Here is a 17262-nt window from a genome sequence, read left to right as displayed (position 1 = left end):
GGCACGTCCTCGTTCAGTGGTGGGTGTTGGCGCGGTCCAGGGAAGGTGCGCGCTGGTCGACAAGTTGTTTGCGAATCTTCGCCAGGGCGCCTTGTGCATTGAAGCCGGTGGCTCCCACTGTGGTTCCGCCGCGCGAGTAGGTGAACACACGAGTGGAGTGGGAAAGCTCGACTGCGTCGATGTCCACGGCGGTCAGGTCTGGGTCGCCAACGTGCTGAATTCGGGTGCCGTGCTGATCGGACCAGACGAACGGCACCGTCGACGCGTGGCGTGGCGCGTGCGGATGCACGATGTTGTGCGCGGCGACGGCGGCGTGCTCGCGGGCGTTGGTCCAATGCTCCACCCGCATCTCGTCGCCGTAACGGGGGTTGAACCAGCGCGCGACGTCACCGATGGCGTAGACGTTCGATGTGCCGTTAACCCGTAGGTCCGGGCCGCACGCGAAGCCGTTCCGAATGGGGAGAACGGAATCGGCTGCCCAGTCGGTGCAGGGCGTGGTCCCGATCCCCACCACCACTACGTCGCCGACGATGGTGTCACCGTCGGCGAGCGCCAACTCGAGTTCACGTCGACCGGGATCATACGTCGCGCCGAGCACGGTGGTTCCGCATCGGACGGTCACCCCGTGTCGTACGTGTAGTGATGCAAGCGCGTGGGACACCGGTTCCGGCAGCACCCGGGCAGCCATCCGCGGTCCGGCTTCGATGATGATGACGTCGAGGCCACGCTCGCGCGCACTGGAGGCGACTTCGGCGCCGATGAAACCGCCACCGACGACGATGACGCGAGGACGGTGAAGCAGGGTGTTGCGGAGCGCAGCTGCGTCGGCGAAGGTTCGCAGATAGTGCACACCGGGTATGCCGTCGAGTACGGACAGATGGCGTGGTGCGGAGCCGGTGGCGAGGATGGCGTTGTCGTAGCGGATGACGCTCCCGTCACCGAGGGACAGTGTCGACGCCGCGGTGTCCACGGCGACGGCTGGTGTTCCCTTGCGGTAGTCGATGTTCTGTCCGATGTGGTCGGTCAGATGGGGTGACGGGAGGTCGGTGTGCGACAACACTGCCTTCGACAGTGGCGGCTTGTCATATGGCTCTTCGTTTTCACCGTCGACGAGGATGATGCGGTGGTGAGGGTCGTTGTGTCGTAACGCCGCCGCCGCTCGAACTCCGGCAACGGAGGCACCGACGATGACGGTGGTGGCTGCGGCGTGCATGGTCAGGACTCGGAGATCCGGATCGCGCGCACGGGGCAGTCGGCTTCGGCTTCCCGAAGGGTGTTTTGGTCTGCGTCCGTGGGGTGGCCGGGCCGGGTGAAGGCGATGTTCGTGGCGGGGTCGAGGTCGAAGACATCGGGTGCGGCGACCAAGCAGTTCCCGTAACCATTGCAGGCCGCAGTGTCGATGTGGATGCGCGGTGTCATTGTGTTTCAGCTCCTGGGTGCAGAGTCGGCGAAAGACAGCGGGAGCTTTCGTAATCCGAAATGTGTCCCGGCCTCGATGGCCGTGAAGGTGGGGTCGGCCGCCAGCGTGATCGGCGGATACTGGCAGAGGGTTTCGAGGAGGATGCGCAGTTCGGATCGGGCAAGTGCAGATCCGACACATTGATGAATGCCCCACCCGAACGCCAAGTGGCCTCTTGCGGAACGGTGGATATCGAACTCGTTCGGGTGCTCGAATTGCCGGAAATCACGATTGGCTGCGGCATTGAGAAGCAGCACCCATGAGCCTTCCGGGATGGTGATACCGCCGACATCGACCTCACGAGTGGTGCGGCGAGCAAACATCTGTGCAGGAGTGCGGAGTCGCAACATCTCCTCGACGTACAGTGGCGCCACACCGGGGTCCGTGCGAAGGCGCTCCTGCAACGATGAATTCGAAGCCAGCAAATACAGCAGTGTGCCCACCGAATTCAACGTCGTCTCATGGCCGGCGACGGCAAGAGTCAACAGCACCGAGTGTATTTCTCCGATGTCGATCGGGCGTCCGTCGACTTCGGCATCGAGTAGCCAGGTGAGGTAGTCGTCGGGCCGACGGGCGCGGTGCTCGTCGATGTCGCGGTCGACGGCCTCGACAAGCGCTGCGCGGCCTCGAAGCTGGGATTCGGCCGTCCCGTGCCTCCAAATATCCTCGGTCAGTTCACGAAAGCGTGCCACGGTCGCAGGGGAGAAACCGACGATCTTGGTGAGCACGCGTAGCGGAATCGACAGCGCAACGTCGGCCACCGCGTCGCCTCCACCGGACTGGTGGAACGAGGCGAGCACCTCGGAGATCATCGAGGTGAGCCACGGCTGTAAATCCCGTATCGAGTCGGGAGTCAACGCCCGCGTCAGCAACGACCGGTAATGGGAGTGTAGCGGGGGGTCATAGTCGATCGGTATCGATGACATGCCGTCCACCATCGGGATCCGGTGTCCGGAGGCCGAGGAGAAGGTCTCATGATCGCGAAGCGCCGCCTTGACGTCCGAATAGCGACTGATGATCCAGTATCCGCCGTGGAGTGGCGAGTAGATCGCAGGGCCGGCCGACAACATGCGCTCGTACGCGTCCCAGAGCGTCGAGTCATTCCAGCTCGGGCTCAGGTGATCGAATCCTTCGATCGTCGAGGCCATCTGCTCGCCTTCGGTGGTGTTTGTTGTAATGACGACCCCTCCTCGAAATCAGTGCTTCACGTCACAGTAAGAGGGCACCGTTATATAAACAATTACCGAATTGGAGATAGGAACATAAGTCTCTCCTTATTCCGCGGCAACGCCTTAAATAACCGCTCGCTTATGCGCACATCAGGAACATTGTCTTTGCCTTATGGCGACGGAGCGATAGTGTGATTGCTATCACTGCCAATCTCTGTGCGGGGAGTTCCGTGCAGCACTCTCGAAGAGGACCCCATGAAGCCGAGAACCGAAGACCCATCGCAGCTGAGCCTCGGGTACTTCTTTCCCAGCGGGAAGACTAATTTCCTGTACTCGGACGAAGCTGCTCGGCGAACACCGGCGATGACGAAAGCGAACCTGGTCGCCCTCGCGCAGGCAGCCGAACGAGTTGGCTTCGATTCCGTGTTCATCGCCGACAACTGGTCCGGGCACCAGCGGGTCGCCGAGGAGTTCGGGCACCAGTCGCCGGCATTCCATGCGCCACTACTGGCCATGGCACTGCTGGCCACGACAGAGCACATCGGCGTGATTTCGACGTTCCACACCACCCACCACAAGCCCGCCCACGTCGCCCGGATGGGCGCCACGCTCGATGCGTTCAGCGACGGACGGTGGGGCTGGAACGTGGTGACGGGATTCAGTGCCGACGAGGCGGCACTGTTCGGTGAGCCGTTCATCGACCACGACGAGCGTTACGTCATGGCTGCTGAATTCGTCGACATCGTCAAGAGATTGTGGACCGAGCAGGAACCTATAGACGTCGACGGGAAGTACTACCGGGTGACCGGACGGATCAAGACTCCTCGGCCCGTGCAGGACCCGCACCCCTTGCTGGTCAGCGCGGGTGCATCCCCGGCAGGCGCCGAGTTCGCGGCACGGTTCTGCGATCAGTTGGTGACGTTGGCCAACACCGAGGAGAAGGTGCGTGAAGTCGATCGTCGATTGGCTGCGCTGACCGAAAAGAGTAAACGAGTGGTGGGAACGTGCCCGTTCTCGATGGCTATCGTGCGCCCCAACGAGGGCGAGGCCGAGGAGGAATATGCGCGACTGTTGCAGTCTCTCAACGTCGAGGCCACCAAGGAGATCGCCGCCGATGTGCTCGGATCGATCGAATCCTCCCGGTCGATGTACGAGAAGATGGGGGAGGACGAAGCAACCCGCGCGTTCGGCGGCGCCGGATCGGTCTTGCAGCTGATCGGAACCCCCGAACAGGTTGCGGAGAAAATCGTCTCCCTAAAGAGCACCACGGCGACAACGAATGTGCTGATCAACTTCCCGATGTGGAGCCCGCAGGAGCTGGAATCATTCTCCTCCGTGCTGCCGTATCTGCGTGAAGCGGGGGTCTGGTCGCCACCGCAGGACCGCAACTGGTCGTGGTGAAGTGCGTTCGGTGGCCTCACCGGGAGCGAAGTGCGGCACGAATTTCGTCGACGGCCGCTTGCTGGAGTGGGGAGAAATACTTGTCTCGCCGCCACAGCAACGCAATACGCTCGGAAAGTTCGAGGCCGGGAACGGTCAGCTCCTGTAGTCGACCTGTAACAAGGTCGGATTCGACGACGTAACGCGGAGCGAAAATTGCCCAGGCATTGTCGGCGGCTGCCTGCTTCATCGGCTCGGCATGCCCGAAGCGGATGACGAAATTCGGTTCGATGTCACTCAGCCGGGTGAGCTGTTCCATCAGGTTTCGTTGGTAGATCACTTCGCGCGGCGCACCGACGAAAGGCAATGCCAAGGCCTCGTCGAGGGACAGTGTCGTCGAGGGCGCGACGAGACCCGGGCCGGCGCAGAGGGTGATCGGCTCGGCGCGAATGACTTCGGAGGACATGGTGTCCGGTAGGTGGCGCTGATCCCAGGTCACCACGGCGAAGTCCGCCTCACCGGTTTCGACCGCGCGCAACGCTTCGTTGGGTTGCGAGCTGGACAGGGTGAGGTCCGCACCGGGTCGGCCACGCTGGAACCTGCTCAGAATCGGGGGTAAAAGGTAACTGCCCACCGCCATGCTCGATGCGATGGACGCGGCGCCACCGCGCCCCGAGCCGAGTTCGTCGACGTCGCGCCTGATTTGCGCCGCCGAGGCCAGCAGCATTTCCTTGGCCCATTGATTCGCGCGTTCCCCCGCTTCTGTCAGCAGCATGCGGTTACCGCGGCGGACGAAGAGCTTGGCGCCGAGCCATGATTCGAGAGCTCGCAACTGCCCCGAGACGGCTGGCTGGGCAACCATCAGCACTTCTGCGGCCCGAGTGACACTGCCCTCTTCGACGACGAGGCGAAAGACTTCCAGACGTTTGAGTGAAAGCTGTGCTTCCATAACTCCTCATATAAGCAATAGGTGATGCGTATATCGAAATCTTGATATTTGCTTTATACCACGTGATCTCTATCGTTAACTGCATCACAGCCGCAGTGGTTTGGATCGCGATCCGTTCCGCGGGAACGAGGACCCGGCGCCGTGAGTGAACAAGCGCGCATCGGTGCAGCCCCCTCGAACACACAACTGGCAAGGACGACGATGAAGGTACCGTGGATAACGGAACAGCAAGTGCGAGAGAAGGTCTCGATTGTCGATGCGATCGAAGCGATCGCCGGATCGATTACCCGTGAGGTGGACGGGACCGCCCGAAACATCCCCAAGACGATGACGACCTGGGAGCCGGCCAGCAGCGCCCACGCGCTCGGCGCATATGACGAGGGAGCCGGTCTCGTCGCTTTCAAAACCTGGGTCAATACCCCTGAGGGTGCCTCGGCAATGCTAACGCTGTTCGACGCCACTACCGGTACCCCCCGTGCGGTACTGGAGGCCGGTGCGCTCGGCGCACTGCGCACCGCGGCTGTCTCCGGGTTGGCGACACGTCTGATGAGTGCTCCCGATTCCGCCGAGCTCGCTGTGATTGGCAGCGGTCGTCAGGCGTTGGGGCAGGTTGCCGCGGTATGCGCAGTGCGTCCGATCGCCCGGGTTCGCGTGTGGAGTCGGTCCGAGAACAGCCGGATCGGATTCGCCGCCACTGTGCGCGACACACTGGGCGTCGATGCCGTAACGGCCCCGACACTCGCGGAGGCGGTCGACGGTGCGCCGATCGTCACCCTTGTCACGCGGGCGACGGAACCGTTCCTCAGCCCAGGAGTGTTGACTGCGGGAACACACCTCAATGCGGTCGGAGCGATTCTGCCGCACACAGCCGAGTTCGATCCCGCGCTGCTGGCCGATTCCGATCTGACGGTCGTCGACAGCCTCGCCAACGCGCGTCGATCGTCTCGCGAATTGACCGAGTACTACGGCGAAGACTGGGCTCCGGTGAAGACGCTCGGTGATCTTCTCACCGGTGCGGTGGTACGGCCGCTGAACCCTGCTTTGACGATCTTCAAAGGACTCGGGATGGGGCTGGCCGATCTGGCTGTGGCTGCAACGGTGCTCGAGTCGACCCACCGCGAAGGAGCACTGGCATGAGATTCCGTACCGACACCGCACTGATCACCGGATCGATCGCACCCTTGATCACCCCATTCACCGATAGCGGAGCCTTGGACACAGCAAGCCTACGTCGGCTGGTCCGGTGGCAGATCGCCGCCGGATCGCACGGCCTGTCGATCGGTGGCTCCACCGGAGAGCCCAGCGCTCAGACGATCGCCGAGCGGATCGAGGCGATCGAGACCGTTGCCGACGAGAACAATGATCGAGTCCCGTTCATCCCCGGAACCGGCTCGGCCAAGCTGGACGAAACCCTCGAGATCACCGCGGCCGCGCGGGCCGCCGGCGCCGACGCGGCGCTGATCATCACCCCCTACTACGCGCGCCCCACCCAAGAGGCGCTCTACCGGTGGTACGGCACCATCGCAGGGGAGTTCCCGGACCTGCCGATCATCATGTACAACGTCCCGTCGCGGACCGCTGTCGACCTGGATCCGTCCACGGTCGCCCGCCTCCACCGGGACTTCGACAACATCGTCGGTATCAAGGAAACGACGAAGGACTTCGAACACTTCTCCCGGGTGATTTTCGAAGCGGGAGAAAGTATCTCGGTGTGGTCCGGCATCGAACTGCTTTGTCTGCCGCTGCTGGCACTCGGCGGTGTCGGGTTCGTCAGTGCCGTCAGCAACATCGCACCCCACACGGTCGCTCGGATGTACGAGCTGTGGACAGCAGGTGATCACGACGGGGCCCGCGCACTGCATTATGCGCTGCATCCACTGGTCGACCTGCTGTTCGTCGAGACCAACCCGGCGCCGGTCAAGTGGGTCCTGCACCAGCAGGGGCGGATCGCCTCACCGCACGTGCGGTCTCCGCTGATCACGCCCACACCGGCGGGCATCGACAAGATCGAGACCCTGCTCGGTCAAGCCTCGACCATCCTGACCGAAGAGAAGGCGTTCTCGACCATCCTGACCGAAGAGAAGGCTCTCTGATGCGCGTGGCAACGGTCGAACACGGCGGCGATCGGCGGACCGTCGTCCTCGACGCAGACGGCCGTCCGCGGGACGTCACCGGGCGCACCGGTATGGTGGCCGCGGACGTCGACATCGAGAAATTCGCTGCTCTGACCGAGCAGGATCTCCGTCGATGCCCGTTGATCGATCTCGACGAGATCACCCGTTGGTTACCACCGGTCACCGATCCGCGGCGGATACTCTGCGTCGGCTTCAATTACCACAACCACGCCGTCGAGATGGACAAGGAACCCCCCTTATACCCCACGTTCTTCGTCCGTTTCCCCTCCTCGCTCGTCGGGCACGGAGAGCCGATCGAACGATCCCCGATGTCCGACAGTTTGGATTGGGAAGGGGAGATCGCGATCGTCATCGGCCGCGGTGGCCGCAACATCCGCGCCGAGGATGCGGCGCATCACATTTGGGGTTACACGGCCTTCGCGGACAACAGTGTCCGGGAATACCAACTCCATGGGACCCAGGCCACGGCGGGGAAAAACTTCGACCGGTCCGGGTCGATCGGCCCGTGGCTGGTCACTTCGGATGAGATCGCCGACCCGAAAGCCCTGGAAGTGCGCACCTATCTCGGTGAGAGCCGAGTGCAGTCCGGGGTACTCGCGGATCTGATTTTCGACGTTCCCACCGTCGTCGAGTACGTGAGCACATGGACGACACTGACCCCCGGAGACATCATTGCCACCGGCACCCCCGCGGGGATCGGTTTCCGACAGGACCCACCCCGGTACCTACAGCCCGGGGAAGTGTTGACCATCGACATCCCCGGCGTCACTCGACTCGTCAACCACGTCAAATGACGTAGCGAGGAGGAAGAAAATGGCAATAAGCTCGGTCGCTCAGCACGAGGACATCGCCGCATCGCTGAAGGAGGTCATGGCTGCTGTCTGTACCCCGGTCTCGGTCGTGACGGCCATGGACGGAGAACGACCCCACGGGACCACTGTCAGTGCTTTCACGTCTCTGTCGATGACGCCTCCCATGGTCCTGGTTTCTCTCGATCGCTCCTCGGCGCTTCTCGGAATCATCCAGCGCAGCGGACGATTCGGCGTCAACATCCTCGGAAGCGCCCAGTCGGCGGCGGCCACGGCCTTCGCCTGCAAAGGGGCGGACAAATTCGCAGATACCCCGTGGACACGGGTCAGTGGTGTTCCCCGCTTGGACGGGGCTCCGGGATGGGTGGTGTGTGACGCGTCCGCCTTCGTCGAGGGCGGAGACCACATTCTCATACTGGGTGACGTTCGTGAGGCGGTGGCTCACGACGGACCACCACTCACCTATTTCCGCCGCGATTTCGGCACGCACATGCTTCTCGCCCAGGAGCACCGGTGACTCCCTCACGCTCCGGTGATCACGCGGTGACCCGGGCCGTCACGACCTTGCGGGCCGGCGGCATGGTCGTCGTGGTCGATAGCGAGGACCGCGAGAACGAGGGCGACCTCGTCGCCGGTGCCGACACCGTCAGCGCCGACCAGATGGCCTTCATGGTCCGCCACACCACCGGCATCATCTGTGTCCCGATGACGACCGAACGAGCTGATCAGCTAGGGCTTGCACCGATGGTGCCGATGAACACCGACCCCCACCGGACCGCCTTCACCGTCACAGTCGACCACACAGGTGCCGGAACCGGTGTGTCGGCCGGCGACCGCGCGATGACCGTACGGGCCCTCGCCTGCTCGACCAGTGTGCCCGGTGATTTCCGTCGCCCCGGACACGTTTTCCCGCTTCGCTCGCGACCGGGAGGGGTCCGCGAGCGGCCTGGGCACACCGAGGCCACCATCGACTTACTCACACTCGCTGACCGTGCTCCTGTCGGTGTGATCGGGGAAATCGTGGCAGAGGACGGTTCGATGCGCCGGGGGTCGGATCTGCGCAAATTCGCGGACAGCCACGGATTGCCCTTGGTCGCGATCGCCGATCTCGCAGAGTTCCTGCGACCGAAAGCAGCACCCGTGGAGAGACTCGCCACCTCGCGAATGCCTACCGCCTTCGGCGAATTCCAAGCAATCGCCTACCGTGCGAGCGACGACGGAGTCGAACATCTGGCGTTGGTTATGGGCGACGTGGCCGCGGCCGCCGATAGCGAACCCGGTGCCCTCGTTCGCCTACACAGTGAATGCCTGACAGGGGACATTCTCGCCTCCACCAGGTGTGACTGCGGTAGCCAACTCGAGCAGGCGCTGGTGGCGGTCAGTCAGGAGCACTGTGGCGCGGTGATCTACCTACGGGGGCACGAGGGTCGCGGCATCGGGTTGGCACACAAGATCAACGCCTACGCGCTCCAAGACAGTGGTCTGGACACCGTCGACGCCAACCTGGCGCAAGGGCTCTCCGCCGATGCCCGCTCGTACGCGGTCGGAGCCCATATTCTCGAAGACCTCGGCATAGGCAGAGTTCGCGTCTTGACCAACAATCCGGCCAAATGCGCGGCTTTGACCAGCTATGGGCTCGAGGTCGTCGACCGCGTCGGACTCTCGAGTAACGCAACCACCGACAACGTGCGTTATCTCCGCACCAAACGCGACCGCATGGGCCATCTCCTCGACATCCCCGATGTCATCGACTCTGAAAGAAGCGTGCTGTGACCGCAGATCTCGGCGATCAGGTTCTGACGCCCCTGAACTTTCTCGAACGTGCGGAGGCCATCCACGCCGATCGCACCGCCATGACCTACCACTCCCGGTCGTGGTCGTACGGTGAGTTCGCGGTCACTGCCCGCCGCATGGCCGGCACCCTCGCAGGCCACGGAGTCACACCCGGTGACCGCGTCGCCGTCCTGGCATCGAATACCCCACTGATGCTGCTCGCACACTTCGCCGTTCCCTTGGCAGGCGGTGTGCTCGTCACCCTCAACCACCGCCTGGCTGCACCGGAACTCGCGTACATCGTTCAGCACTCCGGCGCATCTCTCGTCCTGTTCGACAACGAATTCCATTCTGCTGCACACTCCTTCGGAATCCGAACCCTTGCGGTGGGCGAGGTGCTGGAAGCTGGCGGACCCGAATACGCACGCTCGGTTGATGACGAGCGCAGCCTCATCTCGCTGAACTACACCAGCGGCACGACCGGCCGGCCCAAGGGCGTCATGTATCACCACCGCGGCGCCTACCTGCAGGCGCTTGCCATGATCCACCACGCCCGGCTCGGTCTCGACACCGTCTATCTGTGGACGCTGCCGATGTTCCACTGCAACGGCTGGTGTTTTCCTTGGGCGATCACCGCCGCCGCAGGAACGCAGGTCTGTCTCGATCGACCCGACCCCGACACGGTATGGCGCCACCTCCGCAGTGGCGGCATCACCCACTTCAACGCCGCTCCCACCGTCCTCACCAACCTCACTCAACATCGTGAGGCGGCAAACGGACCGGTGGGGAGAACCGTCGAGGTAGGAACCGGGGGAGCGCCGCCGTCGCCCACCCTCCTGTCGGAACTGACCGCACTCGGCATCCACACCACCCACCTGTACGGACTCACCGAAACCTTCGGCCCTGCCGTGGTGAACGAACCACGCCCCGAATGGAACAGTCTCGGCCACACCGATCTGTCCAGAGCGATGGCTGTGCAGGGCAACTCCAATATCGTCGGCACAGGAATCCGGGTATTGGACACCGTCGGCAAGACCGACGACGCCCCGGTCGTCGACGTCACCGCCGACGGCACAATCCTCGGGGAGATCGCTGTTCGCGGAAACACCGTAATGCTGGGCTATTACCACGGCGACGCTGCGACCGAGGCTGCCCGCATGGGAGAGTGGTTCAAGACTGGCGATCTGGGCGTCATGCATCCCGACGGATCGGTGGAAATTCGGGACCGGGCGAAAGACATCGTGATCTCGGGCGGAGAGAATATCGCCACGGTCGAAGTCGAGCACGTACTCACCTCCCATCCGGCGGTCGCCGAGGCGGCCGTCATCGGAATCGCAGACCCGAAGTGGGGTGAAGTCCCGGTGGCTGTCGTCACGCTCCGGCCGGGCGCGGAGGTATCGATCGAGGAACTCATCGCCTTCACCCGCACCCAACTGGCGGGTTTCAAGACGCCTAAGCACGTCTACTTCCGCGAATTGCCCAAGTCTGGGACCGGAAAGATCCTGAAGCACCGGCTCCGCGAGCTCATTTCGCCGGAAGCTCCGCAGGCGCTGTCAGCGATCGTCGAATAGCGCGGCTTGCTGCTCCCCGCGGTAAAGCGCCACCGACCCCTACACGAAACAAGTCTTGTGACGACTACCGGGTCGTGTACGAACACAGGCTCATCCGCCGAAGTCTTGGTAACGTGCAGTTGAAGGCGGCGACACTTTCCCTGAGGGGAGAAGCACCGTGGTACCGAATGTGGGTGAGGCCGCAGTGCCCGACACCGCTGAAACCTCGTACCCGATCAGGAGACCACCATGGCCACCAAGAACCGCATCCTCATCGTCGTGACGAACGTCGCCGAATATCAGAAGGTCGGCTATCGGACAGGTCTGTGGCTGGGCGAACTGACGCACTTCTACGACTACGTCACCGATAACGGCTACGAAGTCGACATTGTCAGCCCTGCAGGTGGTTACGTACCGATCGACCCGGAGAGCCTCGCTCACGACGTGCTCGGTGACCTCGGCACCGACAAGCGCTACCGCGACCGCGAGTTCATGGATCTTCTCCGTGACACGAAGAAAGTTACTGACGTCGCCGTCGAGGAATACGACGCCATCTACTTCACCGGCGGCCACGGTGTGATGTTCGACTTCGGCGGTGACGACCTCGGTGCAGTGACGGCGAAATTCTACGAATCCGACCGGATCGTGTCGGCGGTATGCCACGGACCGGCCGGCCTGCTCAACGTTCCCCTCAGCGACGGCACTCCGCTTGTCAAAAACAAGAATGTCACCGGCTTCTCCTGGCCGGAAGAGGAGGCGGCACAACGGGCCGACGCCGTCCCGTTCAGTCTTCAGGACGAGCTGAAAAAGCTGGGAGCGAACTACAGCATCGCCGACGAACCGTTCGCAACCTATGTGGTCGAGGAGGGGACGCTGATCACGGGGCAGAACCCGGGGAGCGCCCGCGCTGTGGCGGAAGCAGTGGTGAAGAGTCTGCACACCCGATAGAGCTGCCCTTTCCTGCGATGGTTCCCCTTCACCGGCCCGCCGAGACCGTGAAGCGGCTGTCGGCCTCTTCACGGATCTGCGACGGCGCCGGGTGCGGAAGAACGCCCGATTCGACTACTTCACGAAGTCGAGCAGGGCGTCGTTGACCTCCTGGAAGTGGGTCCAGAGCAGTCCGTGCGGAGCGCCCTCGACCTCGACGTACTGCGCTTCGGGAAACGCTTCGTGGAACGGACGCCCGGCGGCATCGATCGGGAGAATGTTGTCCTTCGTCCCGTGCAGGATCAAGGCAGGTTTGCCCGACTCGCGCACCTTCTGGATGTCGGCACGGAAGTCTTCGATCCAGCTGGACACGACTGCATACGCGGCAACGGGTGCGCTTCCGGCCGCAACATTCCAGCTGTTGCGTACGGCGGCTTCGCTGATCCGGCTGCCGAGGTTCTCGTCGAGGTTGTAGAAGTCCTTGTAGAAGTTGTCGAACCAGGCGAACCGGTCTTCGCGGGCGGCGGCCTCGATGCCGTCGAATACCGACTGTGGCACACCGGTCGGGTTGTCGTCGGTCTGTAGGAGGAAGGGCTCGAGGGAGGCGAGGAAGGCGAACTTGGCGACGCGATCGGTGCCGTAGATGCCGGCGTACCGGGCGAGCTCGCCGGTGCCCATCGAGAATCCGACCAGGATGACGTCGTTCAGGTCCAGTGTGGTCAGCACGGTGTTCAGATCCGAGGCGAACGTGTCGTAGTCGTAGCCGGTGGTCGGCTTGCTGGACTGCCCGAACCCGCGTCGGTCGTACGTGATCACCCGGTATCCGGCTGTCAGTAATGCTGCCGACTGGCGCTCCCAGGAGTTGCCGTCGAGCGGGTAGCCGTGGATGAGGACGACGGGTTGTCCTGTGCCGTGATCCTCGTAGTACACCTCGATGGGGGTGCTGTTCTCGGTGCCGACCTCGATATATGCCATGGTGACGCCTTTCCTTGGTCCTCGACTCACCGGAGAACGTGCGTTCTCCGGCGCGTGGACTACTCTAGAGAACGCTGGTTCTCTGGGCAAGGGGTAAGTGACGTGGATGTAGACGCAGCGAAAGCGGCGGTGCTCGAATCGGCCGATGCGCTCTTCTATGCGCGCGGCATCCAGTCGGTCGGCATGGACGAGTTACGCACCGCCGCCGGGATCTCCCTCAAGCGGATGTACGCACTGTTTCCGTCCAAGGCTGCCATCGTTACCGGTGTCCTCGAAGGGCGTACCGCGATGTGGAACGACGGCATTCGCGCGGAGGCGAGCCGACACGACACTCCGCGCGAGAAACTGTTGTCGATATTCGACTTTCTCGACGCCTGGTTCCACGAGGACGAGTTCCGCGGTTGCGCCTTCATCAATTCGTTCGGTGAGCTCGGCAGCACCATGCCCGCGGTCGCGGAGTCAGCACACAGTCACAAGAAGCAGTTCATCGACTATGTCACCGACCTGGCGGTGCAGGCCGGCTGCGCGCCGATCGTCGGGCTCCAGATCGCTTTGCTCGCGGAGGGCGCACAGACGACCGCCGCCATCTCCGAGTCGCCCGAACCTGCCACTGCAGCAAGATCGGCCGCGGCGATACTCCTCGACAACTGTGGGCCGTGACGACGCTGAGGGCGCCGGTCATTCGCGTGACGAATCCCCGCTTCAGCAGCGCGTGGGCGCAGGCTCACCTCGGAATCGCGCTGCGATGAACTCGTACGCATCGGGGAAACCCACCACAGCAGTGGTCATGTGCTCCGAGATCTCGTACGGCACGAACGTCAGGTTTGCTCCGGCGGAGCAGTATCGACGGGCCACCTCTGCCACCGAATCGAAGGGCGTGAGTCCGTCGAGCGTGCCGTGCCACATGTAGACCGGCGCGGTCGGCACACCTTCGAAGTAGCGGAGACTGTTCTCCCGTAACACCTGGCGTGCGGTCGAACTCGCCATAAGACTGGTCGACGCGGCCAGCTGGCCAGCGTTCCGGAAAGCGCCGTGGAACAGAAGGAATCGCCGGCACTCGTTGCTCATCCATTCGCGCAGCCACAGACCTGTTTCGTTGAGCTGCGACGACACCGGCAGCCGTTCCGGGTACTCACGCTCGAGGCCGACGGCCGCCGCGAAAGCGAGCCCGAACCCGGGGTGCGGGTTGAACCCGAGCCCCTCGGCCATCTGTTCGAGATCAGCCGGAATTCCGCCCTGTACCACTGCGGCAAGCTTCAGCTCGGGAGCATAGGTCGGTGCGAGCGCCGCCGCCCAGGCGCTTGCCATTCCGCCGCCGGAGTAGCCCGCCAAGGCTACGGGGCTGTTCGTGAGGCCCAATTCGGATACTCGCTGAACCGCGCGAATGCTGTCCAACGTGATCATGCCGCCGAGTTTGGCGGCACCGTACGCACCGGTGGGGCCGAGGTGGTCCGGCACCGAAACGGCCCATCCCCGCTGCAGGCCCAGATACATCCCCGGCGATTCCTGCATCTCCAGGTTGAACAGAGCCCGTGAGGGCGCGCACTTGGTGCCCAGCGAATTGACGATCGCCTGATACGACACCAGCGGTGGATTCGCGACGCCCCGGGGGAGCAGCACCGTCGTGACCGCCAGAATGGGATTCCCGGCGGAATTCGTCGAACGGAACGCGATCTGCCAGCCGTCCGAGTTGGCGTACATCCACGTGTCGATCCGTCGAGTGCGAACCACGTCGCCCGGCTGAATTGCCGCGAGATCGGCGGGAGCGAGGTAGAACGGATCCGGGTCGGGCCAGGGATAGAGTGGTTCGGCGCTTGCCGGTACCGGAACTGTCATTGCAAGGAAGATGGCACCGAGCATCGCCGCCATCAATGCCCTGAAGGCTCGCCGCATGAATTTGCTCCCTCTGCGCCGTATCGTCAAGACGCTGTGACTGTATACGAGCTGGGAGAGGCTCCGTTACAAATGTGATCGCCGCAAGGACGATCCGACGGGCATGTGGACGAACGCCCGACAATGCGCTGTCACCCGGGCAGATGACTGTCGCTCGACGCAGCGGGTGGCGGTGGCCAGGTCCGAGACGTGGCCACCGCCGCTCCAGCTGTTAGCTACCGAATCCGCTGAACAGCTCGAGGAGACCGTCGAGACCGAAGTCCAGGCCGCCACCGCCCGGGGTGGTCGAGCTCACAGTGACCCGCACGGGGGCGATGGGGTCCTGGTAGTCGACGTCGCCCTCCTCCTTGCACTTCGTGCGCACCTGGTACTCGCCGTCGGGGAAAACAGCCGAGGTGCCGACTCCGGACGCATTGGTCAGCACCTGACCGGCCACCATGGTCGGACCGGTCACGAGGAAGCTCTGACCGACTTTCGTCGTGGAGTCGAGGACCGTTGCGTCGGCGCTGTAGACGGTGCCCTCGCACTTGACGAACGGCTTGGTGGTGTTCAGTCCGGTGATCGAGGTGGTGATCGTGCCTGCACCGGCGTCCGCGGTCACGGTCGCCGCCCCGGTGATCGCTGCGGAACCGATGGCGGGGTTTGCGATCAGTGTGAGCGCGGAGAGTCCGGCGATGACGCCGGCGCCGGCCAGGCGCCGCTTGGTGGAAGAAGCCACGAGAGTATGTCCTTGTCGTTAGTCGCCGGGCCCCCGCACGCGGCGCATGTGATCCTTGCGTGCCAGCTCCGGATCACCCGGGGGTGAGCCTCGGCTGAAGCGCGAGAACGGTTAGCCTGCCCTCTGTGAGGGCCGCCTAAGTAGATGGTCTGAAGGCCCCGCAAGTCAACAGATGTGACTGGCGTCACCATGAGACCTGTGAGTACTTATTACCCGCCCACGGTTAATAAGTACTCACAGGGCAGTGAACTAGATGACGAACGTCCACGGGGTGCCCCTCGACATCCGGCCAGGGGCGCGTCACCCACATCGGCACCGGGCCGTCGCAGAAGTGAGCGGCATTCGGATAAGACGCGCGCGCGGCGGGCAGGTGCGGATTCCTGCATCTCGGGCGCTTCTCCGTGCAGTACCGAGAGAAGTTCGGCGAGACGCCATCGGCAACGCTCCGGCGATGAGGATCGGTCTACCCGTCACTCGCCGACCGGCCAGAGGGTGCGGGGCGCGTCCGGTGTGGAAACCGGAGGAATCACGCACGGTCCGACGTCGGCGGTCATGGCACCTCGAGGGTCAAGGTCGCACCGCGGCCGCCTTCGGCGCACACTACTCGGGACACGCAGGCGCACAGCTTCTTCGAGTTGGCCTTCTGTTTTTCGCTGAAGAACACGTCCCGGTGGTCGACGGTGCCCTCGACGTCGACGATATCGACCTGGCACAGACCGCACTCGCCCTTGCGGCAGTCGAACATCATGTCCGCGCCGGCTCGTTCGAGAGCGTCGAGCAGTGAGTCGCCCGACCGGACGGTGGTCTCGATGCCGAGCCGCGGGATGTTTACGACGAATTCCTCGGCCTGGAACCACCCGCTGTTTCCGAAGGTTTCGTAACGAAGATTGGGCAGCGGCAAATCTCGCTCGACCCAGGTGCGGCGGACGGCATCCATCAATCGGATCGGCCCGCACATGTACAACTCCGTCACCTCGTCGATGGCGGTGACGAGTGCCCTGACGTCCAGTCCGGTGCCCTCGTCGTCGATGTGAACCTCCAGGCGGTCGCCGTGCAAGGCGAGCAGTTCCGGCAGGAACGCCATCGCGGTCCGGCTGCGCGCGACGTAGACGAAACGGTAGTCGGCCCCGACCCGCCGCAGCACCGCCGCCATGGCCGCGATCGCGGTGATGCCGATGCCTCCGGCGAGTAGGACATACCGCGGTGCGCCGACACGCAGCGGGAAGTTCTGCAGTGGTGCGGTGAGCTCGATCCGGTCACCGGCCTGCAGGGTGTGCATGTACCGGGACCCACCGCGGGAGGTGGGGGACAGGTGGACCCCGAGCGTCACGCTGTGGCCGTCGGCGGCGCCGGAGACGATCGAGTACGAGCGGACGTCGCCGCTGTCGATGCGGACGTCCACGTGCGAGCCGGGGGCTGCGCGATGGGAGTGTTCGGTGGCGATCACGATCTTGGCGATGCCGTCGGCGGCGGGCTCGATGGACGTGACCTGGCCGTGCTGCCAAAGAATCTTGTTGTCGGTCAT

Annotated in this window: 17 protein-coding genes; 9 read left to right on the top strand and 8 right to left on the bottom strand. The window is 63.6% G+C overall.

The window, feature by feature from the left end; all coding sequences use genetic code 11:
- Window positions 1-13 precede the first annotated feature (13 nt).
- The 3 genes from CBI38_RS25240 to CBI38_RS25230 are packed head-to-tail and all read right to left on the bottom strand — an operon-like array spanning window position 14 to window position 2607.
- Window positions 14-1213, bottom strand: coding sequence for an NAD(P)/FAD-dependent oxidoreductase (locus CBI38_RS25240; protein ID WP_109333197.1), 1200 nt, complete (start codon window positions 1211-1213; stop codon window positions 14-16).
- 2 nt (window positions 1214-1215) lie between these two features.
- Entirely contained in the window at window positions 1216-1419 is a 204-nt protein-coding gene (locus tag CBI38_RS25235) for a ferredoxin (protein ID WP_109333195.1), read from the bottom strand.
- Between the two features lie 6 nt (window positions 1420-1425).
- A complete protein-coding gene (locus CBI38_RS25230) occupies window positions 1426-2607 on the bottom strand; it encodes a cytochrome P450 (RefSeq protein ID WP_109333193.1) in 1182 nt (393 codons plus the stop codon).
- 276 nt (window positions 2608-2883) lie between these two features.
- Between CBI38_RS25230 and CBI38_RS25225 the strand changes: the two genes are divergently transcribed.
- Window positions 2884-4029: an LLM class flavin-dependent oxidoreductase gene (locus tag CBI38_RS25225; protein ID WP_109333191.1), complete on the top strand. Its 1146-nt coding sequence runs from the start codon at window positions 2884-2886 to the stop codon at window positions 4027-4029.
- Between the two features lie 16 nt (window positions 4030-4045).
- On the opposite strand, the gene CBI38_RS25220 is transcribed toward CBI38_RS25225, so the two are convergent.
- Entirely contained in the window at window positions 4046-4957 is a 912-nt protein-coding gene (locus tag CBI38_RS25220; RefSeq protein WP_109333189.1) for a LysR family transcriptional regulator, read from the bottom strand.
- A 201-nt stretch (window positions 4958-5158) separates the two neighbouring features.
- Here CBI38_RS25220 and CBI38_RS25215 point away from each other — a divergent pair, with 201 nt between their 5' ends.
- The 7 genes from CBI38_RS25215 (at window position 5159) to CBI38_RS25185 (ending at window position 12172) form a co-directional block, all read left to right on the top strand.
- The gene (locus CBI38_RS25215) at window positions 5159-6094 is read left to right on the top strand and encodes an ornithine cyclodeaminase family protein (protein WP_109333187.1); all 936 of its coding nucleotides are present in this window, start codon (window positions 5159-5161) and stop codon (window positions 6092-6094) included.
- The gene (gene dapA, locus CBI38_RS25210) at window positions 6091-7050 is read left to right on the top strand and encodes a 4-hydroxy-tetrahydrodipicolinate synthase (protein ID WP_109333185.1); all 960 of its coding nucleotides are present in this window, start codon (window positions 6091-6093) and stop codon (window positions 7048-7050) included. Before CBI38_RS25215 ends, dapA begins: the two co-directional genes overlap by 4 nt.
- Window positions 7050-7886 carry a fumarylacetoacetate hydrolase family protein gene (locus CBI38_RS25205; protein ID WP_109333183.1) on the top strand — a complete coding sequence of 279 codons (837 nt, stop codon included), beginning with the start codon at window positions 7050-7052 and terminating at the stop codon, window positions 7884-7886. The genes dapA and CBI38_RS25205 overlap by 1 nt, the downstream gene beginning before the upstream one ends.
- 19 nt (window positions 7887-7905) lie before the next feature.
- On the top strand, window positions 7906-8418 hold the full coding sequence (locus tag CBI38_RS25200) for a flavin reductase family protein (protein WP_109333181.1): 513 nt from the start codon (window positions 7906-7908) through the stop codon (window positions 8416-8418).
- A complete protein-coding gene (locus tag CBI38_RS25195; protein ID WP_230989956.1) occupies window positions 8415-9674 on the top strand; it encodes a bifunctional 3,4-dihydroxy-2-butanone-4-phosphate synthase/GTP cyclohydrolase II in 1260 nt (419 codons plus the stop codon). The genes CBI38_RS25200 and CBI38_RS25195 overlap by 4 nt, the downstream gene beginning before the upstream one ends.
- A complete protein-coding gene (locus CBI38_RS25190; protein ID WP_109333179.1) occupies window positions 9671-11245 on the top strand; it encodes an AMP-binding protein in 1575 nt (524 codons plus the stop codon). Before CBI38_RS25195 ends, CBI38_RS25190 begins: the two co-directional genes overlap by 4 nt.
- Window positions 11246-11473: 228 nt before the next feature.
- The gene (locus CBI38_RS25185) at window positions 11474-12172 is read left to right on the top strand and encodes a type 1 glutamine amidotransferase domain-containing protein (RefSeq protein ID WP_109333177.1); all 699 of its coding nucleotides are present in this window, start codon (window positions 11474-11476) and stop codon (window positions 12170-12172) included.
- Between the two features lie 114 nt (window positions 12173-12286).
- Here CBI38_RS25185 and CBI38_RS25180 read toward each other — a convergent pair whose 3' ends face one another.
- Entirely contained in the window at window positions 12287-13126 is an 840-nt protein-coding gene (locus CBI38_RS25180) for an alpha/beta fold hydrolase (RefSeq protein ID WP_109333175.1), read from the bottom strand.
- A gap of 102 nt (window positions 13127-13228) precedes the next feature.
- On the opposite strand from CBI38_RS25180, the gene CBI38_RS25175 reads away from it, so the two are divergent.
- A complete protein-coding gene (locus tag CBI38_RS25175) occupies window positions 13229-13786 on the top strand; it encodes a TetR/AcrR family transcriptional regulator (RefSeq protein WP_109333174.1) in 558 nt (185 codons plus the stop codon).
- A gap of 42 nt (window positions 13787-13828) precedes the next feature.
- Here CBI38_RS25175 and CBI38_RS25170 read toward each other — a convergent pair whose 3' ends face one another.
- The 3 genes from CBI38_RS25170 to CBI38_RS25155 all read right to left on the bottom strand — a co-directional run bounded on the left by CBI38_RS25170 (window position 13829) and on the right by CBI38_RS25155 (window position 17262).
- On the bottom strand, window positions 13829-15019 hold the full coding sequence (locus tag CBI38_RS25170) for a lipase family protein (RefSeq protein ID WP_418328287.1): 1191 nt from the start codon (window positions 15017-15019) through the stop codon (window positions 13829-13831).
- A 211-nt stretch (window positions 15020-15230) separates the two neighbouring features.
- Window positions 15231-15737 (bottom strand): hypothetical protein, encoded by a 507-nt coding sequence (locus CBI38_RS25165; protein ID WP_109333170.1) that lies wholly within the window; start codon window positions 15735-15737, stop codon window positions 15231-15233.
- A 550-nt stretch (window positions 15738-16287) separates the two neighbouring features.
- Window positions 16288-17262: a PDR/VanB family oxidoreductase gene (locus tag CBI38_RS25155; RefSeq protein ID WP_109333168.1), complete on the bottom strand. Its 975-nt coding sequence runs from the start codon at window positions 17260-17262 to the stop codon at window positions 16288-16290.

Source organism: Rhodococcus oxybenzonivorans (assembly GCF_003130705.1).
In the GTDB taxonomy this organism is placed as follows: domain Bacteria; phylum Actinomycetota; class Actinomycetes; order Mycobacteriales; family Mycobacteriaceae; genus Rhodococcus_F; species Rhodococcus_F oxybenzonivorans.
This window is presented reverse-complemented; position numbering and strand designations above follow the sequence as displayed.